This is a genomic window from Sphingobium sp. B1D7B, from assembly GCF_025961965.1.
Taxonomy (GTDB): Bacteria; Pseudomonadota; Alphaproteobacteria; order Sphingomonadales; family Sphingomonadaceae; genus Sphingobium.
In genome coordinates this window covers 1208533-1230201 of the sequence record NZ_JAOQOR010000001.1, presented here as the reverse complement: position 1 = coordinate 1230201, position 21669 = coordinate 1208533, and the positions used below count along the sequence as shown (strand labels likewise).

General features: G+C 64.1%; 17 protein-coding genes. 8 read left to right on the top strand and 9 right to left on the bottom strand.

Annotation, left to right across the window (positions count from 1 at the left end):
* Positions 1 to 89: 89 nt before the first annotated feature.
* Positions 90 to 2138 carry a carbon starvation CstA family protein gene (locus M2336_RS05670; RefSeq protein WP_264592644.1) on the top strand — a complete coding sequence of 683 codons (2049 nt, stop codon included), beginning with the start codon at positions 90 to 92 and terminating at the stop codon, positions 2136 to 2138.
* On the top strand, positions 2135 to 2320 hold the full coding sequence (locus tag M2336_RS05665) for a YbdD/YjiX family protein (RefSeq protein ID WP_181560681.1): 186 nt from the start codon (positions 2135 to 2137) through the stop codon (positions 2318 to 2320). Before M2336_RS05670 ends, M2336_RS05665 begins: the two co-directional genes overlap by 4 nt.
* A 1-nt stretch (position 2321) precedes the next feature.
* Here M2336_RS05665 and M2336_RS05660 read toward each other — a convergent pair whose 3' ends face one another.
* The 4 genes from M2336_RS05660 to M2336_RS05645 form a co-directional block, all read right to left on the bottom strand.
* Positions 2322 to 2531 (bottom strand): hypothetical protein, encoded by a 210-nt coding sequence (locus M2336_RS05660; protein ID WP_264571338.1) that lies wholly within the window; start codon positions 2529 to 2531, stop codon positions 2322 to 2324.
* Positions 2532 to 2617: 86 nt separating this feature from the next.
* Positions 2618 to 2968: a DUF2200 domain-containing protein gene (locus M2336_RS05655; protein WP_264592643.1), complete on the bottom strand. Its 351-nt coding sequence runs from the start codon at positions 2966 to 2968 to the stop codon at positions 2618 to 2620.
* 114 nt (positions 2969 to 3082) lie between these two features.
* Complete coding sequence (locus M2336_RS05650; protein ID WP_264592642.1) at positions 3083 to 4264, bottom strand: MFS transporter; 1182 nt, start codon at positions 4262 to 4264, stop codon at positions 3083 to 3085.
* Positions 4265 to 4278: 14 nt separating this feature from the next.
* Entirely contained in the window at positions 4279 to 5313 is a 1035-nt protein-coding gene (locus M2336_RS05645; RefSeq protein WP_264592641.1) for an aldo/keto reductase, read from the bottom strand.
* Between the two features lie 87 nt (positions 5314 to 5400).
* Here M2336_RS05645 and M2336_RS05640 point away from each other — a divergent pair, with 87 nt between their 5' ends.
* Entirely contained in the window at positions 5401 to 6306 is a 906-nt protein-coding gene (locus M2336_RS05640; protein ID WP_264584099.1) for a LysR family transcriptional regulator, read from the top strand.
* A 159-nt stretch (positions 6307 to 6465) separates the two neighbouring features.
* Complete coding sequence (locus M2336_RS05635; RefSeq protein WP_181560687.1) at positions 6466 to 6699, top strand: hypothetical protein; 234 nt, start codon at positions 6466 to 6468, stop codon at positions 6697 to 6699.
* A gap of 23 nt (positions 6700 to 6722) precedes the next feature.
* On the opposite strand, the gene M2336_RS05630 is transcribed toward M2336_RS05635, so the two are convergent.
* Positions 6723 to 7730: an alcohol dehydrogenase catalytic domain-containing protein gene (locus M2336_RS05630; protein ID WP_264574278.1), complete on the bottom strand. Its 1008-nt coding sequence runs from the start codon at positions 7728 to 7730 to the stop codon at positions 6723 to 6725.
* A gap of 172 nt (positions 7731 to 7902) precedes the next feature.
* On the opposite strand from M2336_RS05630, the gene M2336_RS05625 reads away from it, so the two are divergent.
* Positions 7903 to 8526: a class I SAM-dependent methyltransferase gene (locus M2336_RS05625; RefSeq protein ID WP_264574277.1), complete on the top strand. Its 624-nt coding sequence runs from the start codon at positions 7903 to 7905 to the stop codon at positions 8524 to 8526.
* Between the two features lie 272 nt (positions 8527 to 8798).
* Here the strand turns inward: M2336_RS05625 and glf are convergent, their stop codons facing one another.
* Complete coding sequence (gene glf, locus M2336_RS05620) at positions 8799 to 11060, bottom strand: UDP-galactopyranose mutase (RefSeq protein ID WP_264574276.1); 2262 nt, start codon at positions 11058 to 11060, stop codon at positions 8799 to 8801.
* Between the two features lie 193 nt (positions 11061 to 11253).
* Between glf and M2336_RS05615 the strand changes: the two genes are divergently transcribed.
* Complete coding sequence (locus M2336_RS05615) at positions 11254 to 13422, top strand: sugar nucleotide-binding protein (protein WP_264574275.1); 2169 nt, start codon at positions 11254 to 11256, stop codon at positions 13420 to 13422.
* Between the two features lie 23 nt (positions 13423 to 13445).
* Here the strand turns inward: M2336_RS05615 and M2336_RS05610 are convergent, their stop codons facing one another.
* The 3 genes from M2336_RS05610 to M2336_RS05600 all read right to left on the bottom strand — a co-directional run bounded on the left by M2336_RS05610 (position 13446) and on the right by M2336_RS05600 (position 19096).
* A complete protein-coding gene (locus M2336_RS05610; protein ID WP_264574274.1) occupies positions 13446 to 15872 on the bottom strand; it encodes a PAS domain-containing sensor histidine kinase in 2427 nt (808 codons plus the stop codon).
* On the bottom strand, positions 15872 to 17365 hold the full coding sequence (locus M2336_RS05605) for an ATPase domain-containing protein (RefSeq protein WP_264574273.1): 1494 nt from the start codon (positions 17363 to 17365) through the stop codon (positions 15872 to 15874). Before M2336_RS05605 ends, M2336_RS05610 begins: the two co-directional genes overlap by 1 nt.
* Positions 17366 to 17560: 195 nt before the next feature.
* Positions 17561 to 19096, bottom strand: coding sequence for a right-handed parallel beta-helix repeat-containing protein (locus M2336_RS05600; RefSeq protein WP_264574272.1), 1536 nt, complete (start codon positions 19094 to 19096; stop codon positions 17561 to 17563).
* Between the two features lie 288 nt (positions 19097 to 19384).
* Between M2336_RS05600 and M2336_RS05595 the strand changes: the two genes are divergently transcribed.
* The gene (locus tag M2336_RS05595) at positions 19385 to 20491 is read left to right on the top strand and encodes a DUF47 family protein (RefSeq protein WP_264574964.1); all 1107 of its coding nucleotides are present in this window, start codon (positions 19385 to 19387) and stop codon (positions 20489 to 20491) included.
* A 12-nt stretch (positions 20492 to 20503) separates the two neighbouring features.
* Positions 20504 to 21517, top strand: a complete 1014-nt coding sequence (locus M2336_RS05590) for an inorganic phosphate transporter (protein ID WP_181560695.1) — start codon at positions 20504 to 20506, stop codon at positions 21515 to 21517.
* Positions 21518 to 21669: the final 152 nt, after the last annotated feature.

The window sequence follows — 21669 nt, the reverse complement described above, 5'->3', positions numbered from 1 at the left end:
GGCTTGGAAAGCGTGTACGTGACGCCTACGACAGCTCATGCGCGCAGTGGGCATTGCGGCGAATCCAGGATGGAATGTTAGGGGCGGACATGGTGAAGCATATTTTCTGGATCATCCTCGCGATCATCGGCGCCGTCTGTCTCGGCATCGTCGCCACGGCACGCGGCGAGGCGGTCAACGCGCTGTGGATCGTCATTGCCGCGGTCAGTATCTTCCTCGTCGCCTATCGTTATTATGCGCTCTACATCGCCCGGCACGTCATGCGGCTCGATCCTGCTCGCGCCACGCCGGCCCAGTACCGGGGCGACGGGCTGGATTATGTGCCCACGGATCGCCGCGTCCTCTTTGGCCATCATTTTGCGGCCATTGCCGGCGCCGGCCCCTTGGTCGGCCCGGTGCTCGCGGCGCAGATGGGCTATCTGCCCGGCACGCTCTGGATCATCTTCGGCGTCGTGCTGGCCGGCGCGGTGCAGGATTTCATGGTGCTGTTCATCTCGATGCGGCGCGACGGAAAATCGCTCGGTGAACTGGTCCGCATGGAGATGGGGCCGGTCGCCGGCACGATCGCGCTGGCCGGCGCCTTCCTGATCATGGTCATCATCCTCGCGGTGCTCGCCCTCATCGTCGTGCGCGCACTGGCGGAGAGCCCCTGGGGCATGTTCACTGTCGCCGCCACGATCCCCCTCGCCCTCTTGATGGGCATCTACACACGCTGGATCCGCCCGGGCCGCATTGGCGAGGTTTCGCTGCTCGGCTTCGTAGGGCTGATGCTCGCCATCATGTACGGGCAATCGGTCGCCGCCTCTCCCGTCTGGGGGCCGATCTTCACCTTCACGCCCACGCAGCTCTGCTGGATCCTCATCGGCTATGGCGCCGTCGCCTCCATCCTGCCGGTGTGGCTGCTGCTGGCGCCGCGCGATTATCTGTCGACCTTTCTCAAGATCGGCGCGATCGCCGCGCTGGCGATCGGCATCGTCGTCATGGCCCCGCCGCTGCGGATGCCGGCGCTGACCCAGTTCGTCGGCGGGGGCGGTCCGGTCTGGTCGGGCGGCCTCTTCCCCTTCCTGTTCATCACCATCGCCTGCGGCGCCGTCTCGGGCTTCCATGCGCTCATCTCCAGCGGCACGACGCCCAAGCTCATCGCGGCCGAAACCGATGCGCCCTTCATCGGCTATGGCGCGATGCTGATGGAAGCGTTCGTAGCGATCATGGCGCTGGTCGGCGCCTCGATCCTCGATCCCGGCATTTACTTCGCGATGAACAGTCCGGCCGCGATCACCGGCGGCGATCCCGCGAGCGCAGCGGCCGCGGTCACCGCCATGGGCTTCCCGGTCTCAGCCGACACATTGGCCCAGACCGCCCGCGATGTCGGCGAGCATAGCATCGTCTCGCGAACCGGTGGCGCGCCGACCCTCGCCGTCGCCATGGCCGAGATTTTCAGCCATGTCGTCGGGGGGCCGGCGATGAAGGCGTTCTGGTATCATTTCGCCATCCTGTTCGAGGCGCTGTTCATCCTGACGGCCGTCGATGCCGGGACGCGCGCCGGCCGCTTCATGCTGCAGGATCTGATCGGCCTCGCCGTTCCTTCATTCCGCGCGGGCAACGCCCTGCTGCCGGGGGTGATCGCGACGGGTCTTTGCGTGGCCAGCTGGGGCTTCTTCCTCTATCAAGGCGTCACCGATCCGCTGGGCGGCGTGAACACGCTCTGGCCAGTGTTCGGCATCTCCAACCAGATGCTGGCGGCCGTCGCGCTGATGCTTTCTACCGTGGTTCTCTTCCGTATGAAGCAGCACCGGTTCGCCTGGGTGACCGTGGTGCCCACACTCTGGCTGCTGGTCTGCACGCTGAGCGCCGGCGCTCTCAAACTCCTGTCGAGCGATCCCGCCGTGGGCTTCCTCGCACATGCCCGGCGCTTTTCGGACGCCGCCGCGCGGGACGAAGTTTTGGCCCCGGCGAAATCCATGGCGGAGATGAATGCTATCATCTTCAATGATCGGATCGATGCCGGCCTTTGCGCGCTGTTCGTCGCCGTCGTGCTCTCGCTGCTCTTCTTCACCATCCGGACATGCCTGGCGAGCCTGCGCAATCCCGCTCCGACGGCGCATGAAGCCCCGGCCCAGATGGTGCCGGCGGAATGAGCGGCCTGTGGCACCGGCTGCGCGCCACCGCGCGCTTGATGGTCGGGCAACCGCCTTATGAGGCCTATCTGGCCCATATGGCGCGTCACCATCCCCAGGCGGTACCGATGACGCGGACCGAGTTTTTCCGCAACCGTGAGCAGGCGCGCTATGGAGGCGCTGGCGGAGGCAAGTGCTGCTAGGTTATTCGGCCCCTATCTCGGAGCCAAAGCCTGCATCCCGCATCTGCTTTTCGTCGCGCTCGGCCTTTCGCTGGCCATCCTCAATATAATCGCGCTCGCGACCTTGTGGCTTATCGGTGTTCGGGACGACCGAGGGGTTGGACGGCTCGGGTCTGCCGTCCGGCATGGACCGATCCCGTTCCGGCTTTTGTCGAGGGTTGTGTTCTTCCATGTGTCTTCTCCGTTTCTGCTTTGGAAACGGAGGCCGCAGGAGCCAGTTCCGCGCGCGCGTTCAGCGGTGCGGCTTTCTCCATCATTCTATCCGCGCAGGATCTTTTCCATCCCCCTGCCCTTCGCGAGTTCGTCGATCAGTTTATCGAGATAGCGGATTTCGCGCATGGTGCCCTCCTCGATCGTCTCGACGCGCACCCCGCAGACGACGCCGGTGATCAGGGAACGCGCGGGATTCATGCAGGGGGCGGTTGCAAAGAAGCCCTCGAATGAGGTGCCGGCGGCCAGCACGCTATCGAGGGACTCTTGGCTGTGCCCCGTCAGCCAGCGCAAGATCTCGTCCACCTCTTCCTTTGTGCGCCCTTTCCTGGCTGCCTTGGCGACATAGAGAGGATAGACGCTCGCGACACTGACTGAATAGATACGATGCCCTGCCATCGGCCGCTCCATCACATGATCGTGCCCGAAGCATGAATAGACGGCCGGCGATAAGCAAGTGCTCTGCCGGAATGACCGTTCCGTGGCAGAGAGGTGGTTGCGTCTCAACACCGTTCAAGCATCACAAATTTTCGGTTCCTGACGTTGGGGGGCCTGCGATGTCCACACCGCGGCCACGACGGCGATCAGGCCGATGACTGCGGCGCCGGCCCCTGCCAGGGCGACAGCGCGATAGCCAAGTCCCGCAGCGATCACACCGCCACCGATGGCGGCGCCGATCGCGTTGCCGAGATTGAAGGCGCCGATGTTGACGGCGGATGCCAGATTGGGCGCATCCGCTGCGGCAGCCATCACCCGCACCTGAAGCGGCGGGACGAGCGCGAAACTTGCAACACCCCAGAGAAAGATCAGGATCGCGGTTGGCGCGTCGAACGGCATCAGGATCGCGAACGCAACCAGCACCATCCCCAGCCCGGCGAGCGTCACCATCAGTGTGCGATCAACCGAGCGATCCGCGAAGATGCCGCCCAGCCAGTTGCCCACCGTGAGTCCGACGCCATAGGTCACCAGCATCGCCGTCACGAAGCCGAGCGACGCATGCGTTTCTGCACGCAGGATGGGCGCGATATAGGTGAATACGGTGAACATGGCGCTCGATCCGATCACGGTCAGCGCCAAGGCGGCGAGCACCGGGCCGCGCTTCAGCACGCGCAACTCGGCAACGGCATTGCCGCCTTGGGGTGCAGGCAAGATCGGCAGGGTCAGCCGCAGCGCGGCGATGGTGGCGACGCCCAGTCCGGCGATCCCCCAGAACGACATCCGCCAACCCAGATGCTCGCCCGCCCAGGTCGCGAGCGGGACGCCGACGACATTGGCGATGGTCAGCCCCATGAACATTGCCGCGACTGCACCAGCCTTGCGCTCTGGCGGAACCAGGCCCGCGGCCACGATCGCCCCGACGCCGAAAAAGGCGCCGTGGTTGAGCGAGGTGACGAGCCGCGCCGCCAGCAGCATCCCGTATCCGGTCGAGATCGCAGCCAACAGGTTGCCGAGCGTGAAGATGCTGGCGAGCGCAATGAGCAGCGTGCGGCGCGGCACCCGGCCAGTGGTCAGGGTCATCAAAGGCGCACCCAACATCACGCCGAACGCATAGGCGCTGATGAGCAGGCCGGCGGTCGGGATCGACACGCCAAGATCGCCGGCGATGACCGGGAGCAGACCCATGGGTGCGAACTCGGTCACGCCGATGCCGAACGCACCGATCGCCAGTGCGATGATGCCGGGATTCAGTTTCAAAGGGTTCACTCCCGTCAGACCATGGGGGGATTGAGCAGGGCAAAGCCGTCCTGCTGGCGGTAGGGCGTATGCGGATAGGGCGGCATGACGGCGCTGGCCGCATCCAGCGCGGCAATCTGTTCGGGCGTCAGAGCCCAGCCGACCGCGCCCAGATTGTCACGCAACTGGGCCTCATTCCGGGCGCCGATGATGACGGAGGAGACGGTCGGTCGGCCCAGCAGCCAGTTGATCGCGACCTGCGGCACGGATCTGCCGGTTTCGGCTGCGACCGCCTCCAGCGCGTCGATCACGCGATAGAGATGGTCCTCCGCAACCGGCGGCGCGAATTGCTCTGTCTCATTCAAACGACTGCCCGGGGGGATCGGTCGGCCGCGCCCGATCTTCCCGGTCAGCCGTCCCCAGCCGAGCGGGCTCCACACCAGCGCGCCGATGCCCTGGTCGGCGGCGAGCGGCATCAGATCCCACTCATAGGCGCGCCCGATCAGCGAATAATAGACCTGATGGGCGACAAGGCGCGGCCAGCCATGGCGCTCGGCCGCGGCCTGCGCCTTCATCACCTGCCAGCCTGGATAGTTGGAGACACCGGCATAGCGCAGCTTGCCCGCCGCAATCAGCCTATCGAGCGTGCCCATGACCTCTTCCGCCGGGGTGGACGCATCGAGCGCGTGGAGTTGCAGCAAGTCGATATAATCCGTGCCCAGACGCCGCAACGCATCCTCCACCGCGCGGATCAGCCGTGCCCGTGAGGCGCCCCAATCCTGCGGCCCTTCGCCCATCGGCAGGCCGGTCTTGGTGGAGATCATCAGGGCATCGCGCCGCCCCTTGATTGCGGACCCCAGCACCTCTTCCGACGCGCCGTTCGAATAGACGTCGGCGGTATCGAACAGGGTCACGCCCGCATCGAGACAGATATCGACCAGCCGCCGCGCTTCGGCAGCATCGCTCTGTCCCCAGGCGCTGAACAACGGCCCCTCGCCGCCGAACGTCCCGGCGCCGAAACTCAGGGCCGACACGCGCAAACCCGAGCGCCCTAGTTGCCGATAATCCATGCTCGATCCTTCGATTGCGATTTCCACTCATAAATGGACCGCAGCGCCCCGCTGTTGTAGTGCGCATTCGAGCCAAGGATCTTTGCTATGGACGCAAAAGTTATTGAGAGTGGCGATCGCGCGCGCGCCATGGAGATATTCGTCGCGGCGATCGATCGAGGCAGTTTTTCCGCCGCCGGCCGCGCGGTGGGCTTGACACCCTCGGCCGTGAGCCGCGCGGTCGACAGGATCGAGGCGCGACTGGGCGTCAGGCTCCTGCTCCGCTCGACCCGGGCGCTCACCCCGACGGCGGAAGGCCTCGCCTATCTCCAAGCCGCACGGCGCATCCTTGCCGATCTCGACGATAGCGAGCAGCAGATCGCCGATCAGGGCCTGCCGCGCGGACGCCTGCGGATCAGCGCGGCGCTGTCGCACGGGCGGCTATGCGTGGTGCCGCTGCTCGGCCGCTTCGCGCAGGCTTATCCCCATATTCTGGTCGACATCGCGCTGACTGATGCGCTGGTCGATGTCGCGGCGGGGCAGGCCGATGTTGCGATCCGCTTCGGTCCGCTCGCCGACAGCGGCCTGACTGCGCGCAGGCTGGGTGAAAGCCGCCGCGTCATCATCGCCTCACCCGATTATCTGGCAGGGGCCGGGACCCCGCGCGTGCCGGAGGATCTGCATGGCCACAATTGCCTGAACTTCAACTTTCGCCGCAGTGAGCCAGTCTGGCCCTTCATGCGCGACGGGGAGGCGTTCTCCCTGGCGATGAAGGGGAGCATTGAAGCCAATAATGGCGAAACGCTCGGTCAACTCGCTGCGCAGGGCGTCGGCATCGCACGTGTTGGCGCCTTCAGCGTCGCGCAGGAGATCGCCAACGGCACGCTCGTGCCGCTGCTGGAAGACTACAACCCCGGTGACGTCGAGCAGATCAATGCGGTGTTCGTCGGCGGCGCCAATCTTCCGGCCCGCGTGCGCGTCTTTGTCGACTTTCTGATCGAGCACATGCGGTAGGTTGCGCCTGTCGCCGTGATGGACGAGACGACCGCTGTGCTCGCGCTCATGATCCGGGGAAGCTGGTCGCCGCGTGGCGCCCATGACGCGGGACAGCGCTGCGGATCAGGTGCTCACTCCTCCCTTGCGCGGGCCGCGCCCCAAGAGATAGGCAGCGCCATGACCCAATCTCAGCTGGCCGATATTCTCATTGCACGACTGGTCCGTGACCATGGCGGCACTCGCCAACGCTGGCGTAAGGTCGTCGGTCCGATCCGGATTTACGATCTCAGGACCCATCCCCATTGCAACTGGATGGTCGATGCGACCGGTTCGACCTCCGATATCGCAAAGGTCGAGAGCCTGCTCGATGAACTGCGCCAGAACCACCCCATCCTCACGGCTGACCGTTGACGCTGGGTTAGGGCGCCGAGGGCCTAGACGTCCGGCGCGATCAGCACCTTGCACTGCTCGCCGCGCTGTTTGAGCGCCTCGAAGACCGTGGGCGTATCGGCGAGCGCAATGGTGCTGGTGACCATCAGCCGGGGCGCGATGGCGCCCTGTTCCAGCGCGGCAAGGGCGGCCTCATATTCCTGCACGGTGAAGAAGGCGCTGGTAACGAGGCGCACTTCCTTGCCGAGCATGGCGAAGGAGTTGAACGTGTCCGGCTTGGTGCACAGGCCCAGCAACAGGATCGTGCCGCGCGGACGCACCTGGTCCACGGCTTGCGCGATCAGGCCGGGCACGCCGACGCATTCGAAGACGATGTCGGCCATGCCGCCCAGACCCTGCACGGCACTTTCGACCGGGTTCTGCGGGTCCACCACGAACACGTCCGCGCCCATCTCGTGCGCGCGCTGCTGCTGCGCGGTGGAGATATCCTGCACTGCCACCTTGGCGGCCCCGAGCCGCTTGGCCCAGAAGGCCACCGCAAGCCCGATCGGCCCTGCGCCCAACACCAGTACCTTGTCACCGGTTTTCAGGCCCGACAGGTTCACGCCGTGCAGGGCTACGGCCAGCGGCTCGATAATGGCGCCATCCGCCAGCGTCAGCCCCGCAGGCAGGGGCACGCACTGGTTTGGGCGCGTGACGGCATAATCGGCATAGCCGCCGCCCTGCAGCCCGAATGACGCGCACCACTGCACTTCGCCCTTGCGGCAATGTTCGCAGTCGCCGCAGCTTTTGAGCGGGATGACCGAGACGAGCTCGCCGACCTTGCGCCCTTGCGTGTTCCGACCCAGCGCCACCACCTCGCCGGCGAACTCATGGCCCAGCACATCGCCATGCTTGCATCCATAAGCGGCATCCTGCGTCATATGCAGATCACTGCCGCAAATCCCGCAGCGCCCGACCTTGACCACCAGTTCACCCTCGCCCGGCGTCGGATCAGGAACATCCTCGAACGCCAGCGGCGTGTGGAGCGCCTGGAAAATAACGGCTTTCACAAATATGCCCTTTCGTCTCTCGCCGAGGCCCGTGCCCGAGGGCGACATCTCTATCTTATCCGCCTCAATGCTGACACGGCCTAACCGACTGCTCGCATCCAATAAAATGCCAAGCCCGGAACGGACAGCGCTCGATCACATTGTTCTTGAAGATTTCGGGAGGATATATGCCATGGCGAGCACGTCGCAGGGCGGGAATGGTGGCTCAACGCATTGGACGACGTTCCTCAAGGAGTTCGCCAAGGCACCCCTTTCAGTCGGCTCGCCCATTGCCACCTCGGCGGGTACCATCAAGCGCCAGCTAGAAGGGGTCGACTGGGCCAAAACGCGTCTGTTCGTCGAATATGGCCCCGGCACAGGAGAGTTTACCCGCTATATTCTTGCGCACCTGCCACGCGACGCTCAGCTGATCGCGATCGAAAGTGAAAACGGGCTTGCCGACCATCTTCGCCAGACGATCGATGATCCTCGCTTTACGGTCCATACTGGTTCAGCCCTCAAAGCTCAGACTATCCTCGGGCACGACGTGGTCGGACGGGTAGACTATATTCTCTCTGGCCTCCCCTTCTCCGCGTTGGAGAAGCCCGACAGGGCAAGAATTGTGGAGGATGCCGCGCGCCTTCTCAACGACGACGGTGAGTTCCTCGCTTATCAGGTGCGTCGGGCGATCGAACCGTCACTTCGCAAAGTCTTCACACGAGTGAAACGGCGCCGGCGTTGGCTCAACGTGCCGCCTTATCATCTGTACTGGTGCCGAGAGCCAAAGCGATCTCGCTCTTCGAACCGGGTGGACTGATCCGGCGTCCCTCCCCATCGCAATTGCTGAATCGCGGAGTGAGGGCGCTCCGGTCTGTGCACGCGATGGCTAAGGCGGCAGCATCTACCTCACTGCGGTCCCCTGCCCTGTTCGCCCCGCGGCGGGCCATCAGGTACTCCATGATCGCGATTGCCTCGGCCCTGGAGTGCCGTTCTCGATCGCCGGGATTGATCGCCAAAAGCTGCCATCCCGCTCAGCGGCCAGCATGTCCTCCTTGACGATAGCGCTCGCCCGCTTGCGCGGGATCGCCCCTATTCAGCAGCGATCGCGTCGATATCATGCGCGGGTTTTGCCGTCCTCAGCTGCATCATGTGCCGCCGATAGGTCGCGAGCGCCTGGCCGACCACCTGATCCATATTATAATAGCGGTAGGTGGCGAGCCGTCCGACGAACAGGACATCGGGCGTACCCAAAGCGAGCGCTTCATAGCGTTTGAACAGAGCGGCATTTTCCGGGCGCGGGATGGGGTAATAGGGGTCACCCTCCGCGCTGGGATATTCGTAGGTGATGCTCGTGCGGGCCGCACTCTGGCCGGTCAGATGCTTATACTCGGTAATCCGTGTATAGGGCACTGCTTCTGACGGATAGTTGATGACGGCGACCGGTTGCAGCCATTCGGTGTCGCGCGTCTCGTGCCGAAACTCAAGCGACCGATAGGGCAGCTTGCCGTAGCGATGGCCGAAATATTCATCGATCGGGCCGGTAAAGACGAGCCGGTCATACCGCACGCGGGCCGCAACCTCCTCGAAGGTAACGCCAAGCTCCATGTCAATCAGCGGATGGTCGAGCATGGCGGCGAACATCGCCGTATAGCCCTCGGCCGGCATCGCCTGGAAGCCGTCGGTGAAATAGCGATCATCCGTATTTGTCCGCGTGGGCACGCGGGCTGTCACCGATTTGTCGAGTTCGGACGGGTCCATGCCCCATTGCTTGCGGGTATAGCCTTGGAAGAAAGTCTCATAGAGATGGCGCCCCACCTTGGAGATGACCACGTCGGCCGATGTGCGGATCGTCTCGACCGGCTCCGCCTGGCTCTCAAGAAAGGCCTCCGCCTCTGCCTCGTCCGCCAATGCCAGCCCGTAGAGGCTGTTCAATGTGTCGCGGTTGATCGGCATCGGCACCTGCAGCCCATCGACGTCCGCCAGGACGCGATGCTCGTAAGGGTGCCAGCGCGTGAAGCGTGAGAGATAGTCGACGATGTCCTGACTGTTCGTATGGAAAATATGGGGACCGTAGCGATGGACCAGAATGCCGGCCTCGTCATAATGGTCATAGGCATTGCCGGCGATATGGTCGCGCCGATCGATGACGAGGACGCGCTTGCCGCCGTCCGCCGCGAGGCGTTCCGCCATCACCGCGCCCGCAAAACCCGCGCCGACGACCAGATAGTCGTAATGGCGGGTGGGGAGCGGCGTCATCACCTCCTCGATGAGCGCCGACATCGCGTCGACCACCTTGTCCCAAGAGAGATCGGCGAGACATGCGTCTGCGCTCGCCCTCCACGGGGCATCGGCAGGCGCACGGGCGCGAGAGAGAGCCCGCTCGCACGCAGCCACGAATGCCTCGGGATTGCCGGCGATCTCGACCGCGTCGAGCATGCCATAATGGCGCGCCACATCGATGATCGGGGTGGAAACCACCGGCAGGCCCGCTGCCAGATATTCCGGCGTCTTGGTGGGAGAAATGAACTGCGTGGACGGATTGATGGCAAAGGGCATCAACGCGACGTCCCAGCCCCGCGCATAGTGCGGGAGCTCGCCATAGGCTTTGCTTCCCAGATAGGCGATGTTGGGCCGCTGCGGCAGATCGGCGGGATCGATCTTGACCACGGGCCCCACGAGCACCAGCGACCAATCGGGATGCGCATCGGCGACGGCGGCGAGCAGGGCGAGGTCCATCCGCTCGTCAATGACGCCGTAGAAACCGAGCCGCGGGCGCGCGAGTTCGGCCTGGTCGGAAGGATCCTCCCCCGGCAGACGCGCCGCGGCAAAATGCGCGGCGTCGACGCTGGAGGGGAAGGCATGGACGGCAGGGTGGCGCGCGCGCTTCGCCTCGTAGAGACTGTAGCCGCCAGTGAAAACGAGATCGGCTCTCTCGAACAGCTCGGCTTCCAGTTCCGCCAGTTGCGGGGGCGCAAACCGGAAATTCGCCAGCTCGTCCATACAGTCATAGATGGTGCAGGCCGCCTGGAGATGCCGCGAGAAGGGCAGCATCATCGGCGTATAGTACCATGTCACCAGCGGCTCGGCATGATCGCCCAGATGGGCGTCGAGCAGGTGCCGCAGGGTGACCTGGCTTTCCGCATCCGTCAGGCCTTCCGGGAGGTGCGGTGTCGCGACCGTGATTTGCGGGGCGGGTGTCCTCAGCTCCAGCCAGGCATCAGCGGTCTCGCCGCTCACGAGCGGTTCCTCCCAGAAGGTGACCAGCTGACGATATGCGAAACGCGACATAAGATGTTGCGGGCGCTGGAACACGAAGTCCCAGCGCAGATGCGAGAAGCACATCAGCGTCATTATTTGTGGCTTTCGAGGCTAGAGCGGAATGAACCTGTATGGGCAACAATGCGCGCACAGCGTCCTTGCTCCCGCTTATTTACCACGATTGATCGATATCAATACGATAGTGCCAGTAGGACTTTGATTGGAGGCGAACGGGGGGCCGGGTTGGTATATGCTCGGTGCACGGCCATCGCCGTATGAGGTTCCCTTGGACGCCGTATCGACCCAGCTTGCCCCTCTCGCCCTGTGGGGCGGCTGCGAATGCACGATCAATCGCGTCGGGGATGATTATCTCGATCAGTCGGCGCGAAGCGGGCACAGTGATCGACCCGAAGATCTGGATCGATTGGCCGGCTTGGGCGTGACGGCGCTGCGTTACCCTTTGCTGTGGGAGAGTTTTGCCCAAAGCGACCAGCGCGAGGCTCTTTGGGCGTGGCACGCCGACCGGCTAGGGCGGCTGCGCGCGCTTGGCATCCGCCCGATCCTCGGCCTGATCCATCATGGCAGCGGTCCCGCCCCCACCCACTTGCTGGACCCGGCATTTGCGGCGGGTCTTGCCGATCACGCGCGGGAGGCGGCCGAGCGGTTCCCCTGGGTCCAGGATTGGACGCCGGTCAACGAGCCTCTCACCACTGCGCGCTTTTCCGCCCTTTATGGTCATTGGTATCCCCATCTTCGCGACGAGACGGCTTTCTGGACCGCGCTCGTCAACCAGGTCGATGCCATTCGGGGGGCGATGGACGCGATCCGCATGATCATTCCCGCGGCGCGCCTCGTTCAAACAGAGGATCTGGGGCATACCGACGCGACACCGCAGCGGGCCGCTCAGGCAGGCTTCGACAATCATCGCCGCTGGGCGACCTGGGATTTGCTGACCGGCCGCCTGATAGCGGGGCACGCGCTTTGGGATCATCTCGAGGGCTTGGGGCTGTCGGATCGTCTTCGTGACATCGCTTCCGCGCCATGCCCGCCGGCCATCATCGGCCTCAATCATTATCTCACCAGCGACCGCTTCCTCGACCACCGGCTGGAGCGCCATCCCCCGGCCAGCCATGGCGCTTGCGCCACCGGGCCGGTTGCCGACGTCGAAGCCGTCAGAGCCATAGCTCACCCGCCGGGCCTTGAAGGCGCCGTTCGCGCTGCCTGGGAGCGCTATGAGGTGCCCATCGTGCTCACCGAGGTGCACAATGGTTGCACGCGCGAGGAGCAGATGCGCTGGCTCGATGAGGCCTGGACGACAGCCACGGCCCTCCGCGCGGACGGCATCTGCATCGAGGCAGTGACAGTCTGGAGCCTGTTCGGCGCGTTCGACTGGGACAGCCTGCTCACCAAAAAGGCCGGCCATTATGAGAGCGGCGTGTTCGACGTGCGGGGCCCCGAACCGCGAGAGACCGCTTTGGCGCCGATGATGCGCGCGTTGGCGGGAGGTGCAAGACCGGCTCATCCCGTCCTCCATGGGCAGGGATGGTGGCGTCGACCCGGGCGCCTCACGGGGCCTGCGACAGAGCCACGCACGATCGATGGACCGCCGGCTCCAGAAGCGCGCCCGCTCTTGATCCTCGGGGCGACCGGAACCTTGGGCCAGGCCTTTGCGGGGGCCTGTTCGCTTCGTGATATCGATCATCGGCTGGTCGGACGAGACGTCATCGACCTGCACGATGCCGCCACGATTGCCGACGCGCTGGATCGGCTGCGGCCTTGGGCCGTCATCAACTGCGCGGGCTGGGTGCGGGTCGATGAAGCAGAGGGCAGCGCCGACGCCTGCCTTGCGACCAATTTCACAGGCTGCGTCGCCCTTGCAGCCGCCTGCGCGCAACGCGACATCCATTATAGCTGCTTCTCCAGCGACCTCGTCTTCGATGGCCATGGTCGGCGCGCTTATGTGGAGAGCGATGCGCCAGCGCCGCTCAACGTCTACGGAGAGAGCAAGGCGCGGGCCGAGGCGGGTGTTCTGGCGGCTGGCGGGCGCGCGCTGGTCATCAGGACCGCATCCTTCTTCTCACCCTATGATCCGCACAATTTCGCCATGCATCTGGTGGCGGCGCTGCGGACCGAACGCGTATTTCACGCCGTGGGGGATTGCATCACCTCGCCCACTTATGTGCCCGATCTCGTCCGCGCCACGCTCGACCTCGTGATCGATGACGAGTGCGGCATCTGGCACCTCACCAGCGACGGCGCTTTCTCCTGGGCGCAGTTTGCGCATGCCGTGGGCGAAAGGATGGACCTGCCGACCGATCTGATCGAAACCGTCTCCATCGACGCGATGAACTGGCCGGCGCGGCGGCCCCGCCATGCGTCGATGAGCAGCGAGCGCGGCCTGATCATGCCCAGCCTGGCTTCGGCAATCGACCGCTTTGCCCTGCACCTCCGCTGAGGGCGCAGGTTCGTCGCCTCAGCCTAGGCCTTTTCGAGAACGGCCCGGATCTTGGCCGCGAGCTGCTCGACCGTGAAAGGCTTGCCGAGAAGCTCCACACCGGGATCGACAACGCCGTTGTGGACGACCGCGTTGCGCGTGTAGCCGCTGGTATAGAGCACCTTCAGGTCCGGCCGGCGGCGGCATGCTTCATCGGCGAGTTTCCGTCCGTTGATGTCCGGCATGATGATGTCCGTGAACAAGAGCGTGATCTCCGGATGCTCGTCGAGCACGCGCAGCGCCGCATGTCCGCCATCCGCTTCCAGCACGCGATAGCCCAGTTCGACCAGCGCATCGACGCTGAACCGGCGGACGGCGGCCTCATCCTCGACCACCAGAATGACCTCCTGCTCATCGCCCCTCGGCAGGTCGGCCCGCACCTGTTCGATCTCTCCGGCGGCCTCGCCATAGAATCGCGGGAGGTAGATCTTGATCGTCGTCCCCTCGCCCGGCTCGGAATAGATTTTGATATGCCCGCCCGACTGCCGGACAAATCCGTACACCTGGCTCAGCCCCAGACCGGTGCCCTTGCCCACCGCCTTGGTGGTGAAGAACGGATCAAACGCCTTGGCGATGACGTCGTCCGGCATGCCCGTGCCGGTATCGGTCACGGCGATCATCACATATTGGCCCGCCGGAACGCCGAAATTCTCCGCGGCATAGCGATCATCGGCGTGCGTGTTCTGCGTTTCGATCGTCAGGTGTCCGCCATCCGGCATGGCATCGCGGGCATTGACCGCCAGATTGACGATCGCGTTTTCAAGCTGATTGCGGTCGGCATGGGTGCGCCACACGCCCGCCGCAAGAACCGTCTCCAGCCTGACATCGCCGCCCAGCGAATGCAGCAGAAGCTCGGACATGCCCGAGACGAGCTTGTTGGGATCGAGCACCTCGGGATTGAGCGGCTGCTGGCGCGAGAATGCGAGGAGGCGATGGGTCAGGGTCGCGGCGCGCTGCGCACCATCGATCGCGGCATCGATATAGCGTTTCGCGCGCTCATCATCGGCCATGACGCGCCGGCTCAACAGGTCGAGTGAGCCGATCACCACGGCCAGCATATTGTTGAAGTCATGCGCGATGCCGCCGGTCAATTGGCCGACAGCTTCCATTTTCTGTGCCTGACGCAAGGCCGCCTGCGCTTGCTCGCGCACGGCCACCTCCTCGGTCACGCGACGCTCGAGATGCTCGTTGAGCTCCCGCAGTTCCGCCTCGGCCCGCTTGCGCGCCGTCACGTCAATCGCCGTGCCAACGACGCGCAGACACCGCCCGGCCTCGTCGAAGACGCCGCGTCCCTTGGCGGCCACCCAGCGCACCAGTCCATCTTCCTTGCCGATCGTCCGATATTCGACATCATAGATCGCGCGGACATTGGGGTCTGCGGCCGCCAGATAGGCTTCGGTGGTATGCGCGCGATCGTCGGGATGGAGGCCTTCGTAAAAATCCTGCATCGACACTTCGACATCGGGCGAGATGCCGAACACCCCTTTCACGATGGGTGGCCAGATCAGAACATCGTTGACCACGTCGACGTCCCAGAAGCCGACCTCGGCGGCATCCGTCGCCAGCCGCAGCCGCTCCTCGCTGATCGCCAGCTCGGCCCGGACGCGCATCCGTTCGGACAGATCGAGCATCGCCCCGATCATACGCAGGGCCCGCCCCTGCGCATCCCGGATGATGTGGCCGCGATCGAAGACGTGGGCGTAGCTCCCGTCTCCACGCCTGAACCGATATTCTCCGCTCCAGCTGTCCGACGAGCCGTCGATCGCCGCGTGGATGGTCCTGTCCACCTCGTCCCGGTCATCCGGGTGGATCTGCGCGATCCACCATGTCCCGTTATTCTCGATCTGGTCGACCGGGTGGCCATAAGCGATGGAGAGCGCGTCGTTCCAGGTCACATAGTCAGTGACGAAATCCCAATCCCAGATGGCGTCGTTCGTCGCCTTGCTCGCCAGGCGGTAGCGTTCTTCGACCGCGCGAATATCCTCAAGCCGGGTTCGCGCTTCATATTGCCGTCGGCGTGCCCGCAAGGCGGCCGTCGCAACGCTGACCAATGTGGTCGGGTGAAAGGGGCGTTCGAGAAAGGTCACGTTGCCGAGCAATTCGAGATGACGGCCGGCGGCAGGATTGCGCTCGATGCCGCCGCCGCGCTGGGTGAGCAGGACGAAGGGAAGATCGGACCATTCCTGCTGCGCGGCGATGAGCTCCACCAGCGGCCTCAGATCGGCCGCCTTGACCGCTTCATCGGTCATCATCACGAACCCAAGACCCTGTGCGAGGCGCGCGACCAGCGCATCGAGCGACGGGACAATCTCGGTTTCGATGCCGGCCTGGTTGAGGATGGCGGCGGCGATCTCTGCATCCCGACCGTGAGGGGCGAGGATGACGGCACGCTCCGAAAAAGTGCGGTTCATCAGCCGCGCTTGTCCTGGCCGAGATCCATCAGATTGCCGGCACCGACCATCGTGGGGATGCCACGCAACACACCCTGAAAATGCGTCAGCGGCTCGCCGATGGTGATGCCTTGTGCGTCGATACGATATTCGCGGATCGTATTCTCATGGACGCCCGAGCGTTTCTTGACGATCGAGATGGCCCGCCGGACATGGCCCACCGCCTCGAAATAGCGCAGCAGCACAACCGTATCGGCCAGATAGGTGATGTCCACCGGGGCCTGCATGTCTCCCACCACGCCATGCTGCGTGACGGTAAGGAACGTGCTGGCCCCGCGCCGATTGAGATATTGCAACAGCTCGTGAATGTGGAGGACAAGCGCGCTCTCCTCGGGCATCGCCGCGCGATATCCATTGAGGCTGTCGATCACGACGGTGCGGATGCCATGCTCCTCAACGGTCGCGCGCGCCCGATGAGCAAACTCGCCGGGCGACATTTCGGCTGCATCGACCTGCTCGATGATGAGCTTGCCGTCCGCGACCAGCCGGCTCACATCGATGCCAAGCCCCTTGGCCCGATCGGCCAGCAGGCCAAGTTCCTCATCGAAGACGAACATGGCCGCCGTCTCTCCGCGCGCGATGCACCCTTTCACGAGATTGAGCGCCAGGAGGGATTTGCCCGTTCCCGTCGGGCCGAGGATCAGCGTGCTGGTGCCGGAGTCAAAGCCCCCGCCGAGCAGGGCATTGAGTTCAGCGCTTTCCGTGGGCGCGGTGGCCCGCACGAAATCGGATTTGTGCTCCAGCGACACCAGTCGCGGAAAAACCCGGACACCGCCGGTATCGATCACGAAATCATGATAGCCGCCGCGATAGCGCTGGCCGCGATATTTGAGCATCCGAAGCCGGCGGCGTTCCGAACCGTAAAGCGGTGCCAGCTCCTCAAGCCGCAGCACGCCATGAGCGACGCTGTGCACCGTCTTGTCATTGGTGTCGGAGGTCAGATCGTCGAGCATCAGCACGGTTGCATTATGCTTGGCGAAATAGTGCTTCAGCGCCAGAATCTGACGGCGGTAGCGCAGCGAGCTTTGCGCGAGCAGCCGGATTTCCGAGAGACTGTCGATCACCACCCGCTGCGGCTTGACCCGCTCGATCGCCTCGAGGATGCGCTTGGTGGTTTCGCCCAGTTCGAGATCGGAGGAGTAGAGCAGGCTCTGCTGCTGATTCTCGTCCAGCAGCGTCTCGGGCGGTACGAGTTCGAAAATGTGGAAAAGCTCGTTCAGTGCCCAGCCGTGCGAGGCAGCGGTCTCACGCAGTTCCTCCTCGGTTTCGGACAGGGTGATATACAGCCCCCGCTCCCCGGCCTCTGCCCCGTTCATGAGGAACTGGCTTGCGATGGTCGTCTTGCCGGTGCCCGGATCGCCCTCGACGAGGAACAGCCTGCCGCAGGCAAAGCCGCCCGCCGTCACATCATCAAGCCCCTCAATCCCACTCGACGCCTTCGCCGTCCGATCCATCCGCATATCTCCCTTCGCAAACGCCGGACCGTCTCCGCACGTCCACCGCTCCCGAAAAGAGCAAGCTGAAAACCCACGATAGAGGATTGCGATCCCTCCGTCTCTCAGGATTGCGCGGGCGCAACGCTTTAATTTGAAGTTACGATGTTGGCCCTGCCCGCTGGGAAGGCGCGAGGAACCCGAAAGCTGGAACCCCTAGCGCCGCGCCTCGAAGACCGACGCGCGGCGGGGCGTGAGCAGCTTTACCGGCGCGCCCAGTTCTCGCTCAAGCATGGCGAGCATCCACTGGCGGTGGCGCGCGAGATAATCCGCGAAGCCGTCCGGCTTGGCCGGGTCGAATGTCGGCACCGCCCAATCGAGCGAGGGGGCCTTATAGTCAGCCTTCATCAGGCCGACCTCGTCGCGGGGCGGATCGACATGAGCGCCCAGATAGTCGTTGCCCGTGAAGCGAATGAACTGAGCCGGCGAGAAGCCGGCCGAGATCAGATAATCCGGCCCCTGGCGGCCGACCTCGCTGCCATAACGCGCCGTGCCCGCCACCGCGAAGCGATTGTTGCGGAAGCGGACGTCGCTCGCCCAGCCCTGCCACTCGGTGGCGACCACCATCTGGACATCCTTGCCCTTGGCGACGTGGATCACATTCTTCTCGATCAAGGCGTCCGAAATCGTGCCTGACAGCTGAAAGATGCGCGTCCCGTCATTCTGGCTGACATTGTGACGCACCACGGTGCCGCGATTGCCGATATTGTCCTTGTCATTGGCCTTGGGCGAACAGATCAGCAGGAAGCCCCCGGCATTATCGTGGCTGTAATTGTACGCGATGGTCGTCCGGCGCGAGTTGAAGTCGGAATCGAAGCCCTGACCGTCGTAGCGCGTGCGGGTGTAGGCAGCTTCATTGAGCTGGATGAGGCTGTGATCCGTGCTCCACTGCCAGATCCCGGCGCTGTATCCGGGCGCCCGGCCGGCGGCATAGCGAACGATATTGTGCTCGATCAGCGCGCCATCGGTGCCACGCGGCACGATGCCATCCCCGCCAATGTCCTCCAGATAATTGTCCCGGATCACGATGTCATAGCTTGGATACCAGCGCGCGGCGGTGACCTGATCGCTGATCCCGGCAATGCCGGAGCGGTCCACCCGCCAGATGATGTTGCGCTCGATCGCAAGGTCATCGAAACGGGTCGGAAAGCGCGGGCCGAGCGCCTGAAAGACGATGCCGCCATTGTCCTTGCGGTCATTCGTGCCGCGCACATCATGGATGTACATGTCGCTGATGCGGATGCCGCGGACGACGCCGACATTTTCGGCCGACACGAGCACGCCATAGCGCGAGCCGGCAGGCGGGCCGTCATTGGTCAGTTCAAGGCCGCTCACCGTCACATAGCTTGCGTTGAGGATCGCCACCGCATGGGGCGATACGCCGCCCGCATCGATGCGGGGGCGCGCGCCCGAGCCGGTTGCGCCGACGACAATGGGTGCCCCTCTGCTGCCCGATTGGGTGATGGTGAGCGGTTCTTTCCACACCGACCCCGCCGCCAGCAGGATCCTGTCACCCGGCTTAAGCTTCACGCTGCCCAACCGGGCGAGCGACCGAAATGGCTGCGTTGCAACCCGACCGTCGAAACGATCGTCCCCCGTGATCGCGTTCACATGATAGGTCTCTGCTCTGGCATGGGCAGCGGTGAGGCTGAGCGCCACTGCGATGAGCTTGAGGCCTCTGCCCGGGCGCATGAAACGCAGGGCCCGGCCTTGCAGGCCAGCGCCGGGATTGCTGAGGTCTGGCGAAGGCCGGGGAACGTGGGCGGAGTAGAGGGTCGGAAGCAGCGTGCTGAACATAGTGCGGCAGAGGGCCTTGAAGATCGAACAGTCCTCGCTCTAGCGGCAAGGGCATGAATGTCGAATGACCCGCTGCTCTTCAGGGGACATCGCGCGCGGTTGACTGTTGCAACTGACATAAAACTGTCACAATGGGCGCCAGGCGCTCTGCTGAGGGGACAAACAATCAAACAGATTGCGGCACTGCCCTATCGGGCTGAAGGCGATGCGCTGGATGCACCGATCCGGATTCTGCTCATCACCTCGCGCGAGACGAAGCGCTGGGTGATTCCCAAGGGCAATGGATCGGCGGGCAAGCTCCCGCATCAGGCGGCCGCGGCCGAGGCCGAGGAAGAAGCCGGCATCGTCGGGGCCGTTTGCCCGACGCCATTGGGAACCTATCGCTACCGCAAACGGCGGCGTAACGGCGCCAACTTGATGGTGGACGTCGAGGTGTTCCCGCTGGCCGTCAATCGGGAACTGACCGACTGGAAAGAGCAGCACGAACGCGAGCGGCGGTGGTTCAGCCTCAGCGAGGCAGCCGATGCCGTCGACGAGCCGGATCTAAGCGATCTGATCCGATCTTTCGCAGCATCCGAGTTCAAGGCGGCGACACGGCGCCAATCGGTGATGGACACCGTTGCACATACTTCAGGGATAAGCAGGATGTTTGGTTGGTTTCAGCGCCTTTTGCCCAAGCAGGGCAATTTCTTCGATCTGTTCGAAGCGCATGTCCAGACCGTGGTCGCCGGCGCCGACGCGCTGACCCGGCTGCTGCATGACGGGGACAGCCGCGATGACCATATTCGCGAGGTGATCGAGCGGGAAACCGATGCCGACGAGATCATCCGTGAGGTGCTTCACCTTGTCCGCAAGACGTTCCTCACGCCATTCGACCGCAGCGCGATCATCAGCCTTGTGAGTTCGACCGACGATGCGATCGATGAGATGCAGTCGGCAGTGGCGGCCATCGACATCTATGACGTGCACGACTTCGATCAGGAAATGAAGGATATGGCGGCGATTATCGTCGACAGCACGCGCGTGCTGGCGGAAGCCATGCCGCTGCTGCGCAATGTCGCACAAAACGGCAAGCGCCTGCATGAACTGACCGAGCGGCTGGTGCGGATGGAAGGCCATGCCGACGCCATCCACAGCGAGGGGCTGAAGCAGGCCTATCGCAAGTTCCGGACGGCCGATCCCATGGCGTTCATCGTCCGGCGCGAGATCTACAAGCATCTGGAGCGGATTGTCGACGCGCTCGAGGATGTCGCGAATGCGATTGACGGCATCGTGATCGACCATAGCTGAGCGCACAGGGTCATGCACAACCTCGCTTTTCCGCTGCTGGTCGGCCTGATCGTCATCGCGCTCGCATTCGATTATCTCAACGGCTTGCATGATGCCGCCAACTCGATTGCAACCGTGGTGGCGACCCGCCTGCTCGGCCCGGTCGCGGCGGTGGTTTTCGCGGCCTTCTTCAATTTCGCGGCCTATTTTCTCATGCTGGCCTTCCCCAGCCTGCACAAGGTCGCCGAGACGATCGGCGCGGGCCTCGTCAGCCAGGATCTGATCACGCCGGCCGTCATCTTCGGCGCGCTGATCGGCGCCATGTTCTGGAATGTGGTGACGTGGCTCAAGGGCATTCCCTCCTCCAGCAGCCATGCCCTGATCGGCGGCCTCATCGGCGCGGGGATGGCCCATGCCGGCATCTCCGGCATCCAGTGGAGCGGCCTCAACAAGACGCTGATCGCCATCGTGCTCTCGCCCACGCTGGGCATGCTGCTCTCCATGCTGATCATGCTGGCGACGAGCTGGGTGTTCCGCCGGGCCACCGCTCGTGGCGCCGAGCATGCGTTTCGCTATCTGCACCTGTTGTCCTCGGCCGCCTATTCCGTCAGCCACGGCCTCAATGACGCGCAGAAGACCATGGGCATCATCACGGTGCTGCTCTATTCGACTGGCTATCTCACCGGCGAATTCGCGGTGCCGCACTGGGTGGCGATTGCCTGCTATATCGCGATCGCGCTGGGCACGCTGACGGGCGGCTGGAAGATCATCGAAACGATGGGCTCGCGGATCACCAAGCTCTCGCAGCACCAGGGATTCAGCGCCTCCCTTGGCGGCTCGATCATGGTGTTCACGGCCTCGCTGATGGGCATTCCCGTTTCGACCACCCACACGATCACCGGATGCGTGATCGGTGCAGGCACCGCGCGACGGGCCTCTGCCGTGCGCTGGGGCGTGGCGCAGAGCGTCATGATCGCCTGGATCATCACCATCCCGGCCTCAGCTGTCGTGGGCGCAGCCTTCTATTTTCTGGCCCGGCTGTTCTGATCTTGCGCCCATCGTGAGGGGCTAGCCAAACACCGACGTTGCGGCCGGCTTGGCGGCTGGCACAGTGGCGCCTCTATTGCCGGTATCGGCGCGGCTTCGTCCGCCGCACGCTCCGGGCCATGTCACTCCCCAAGGGGCGGCAACAAAAATCG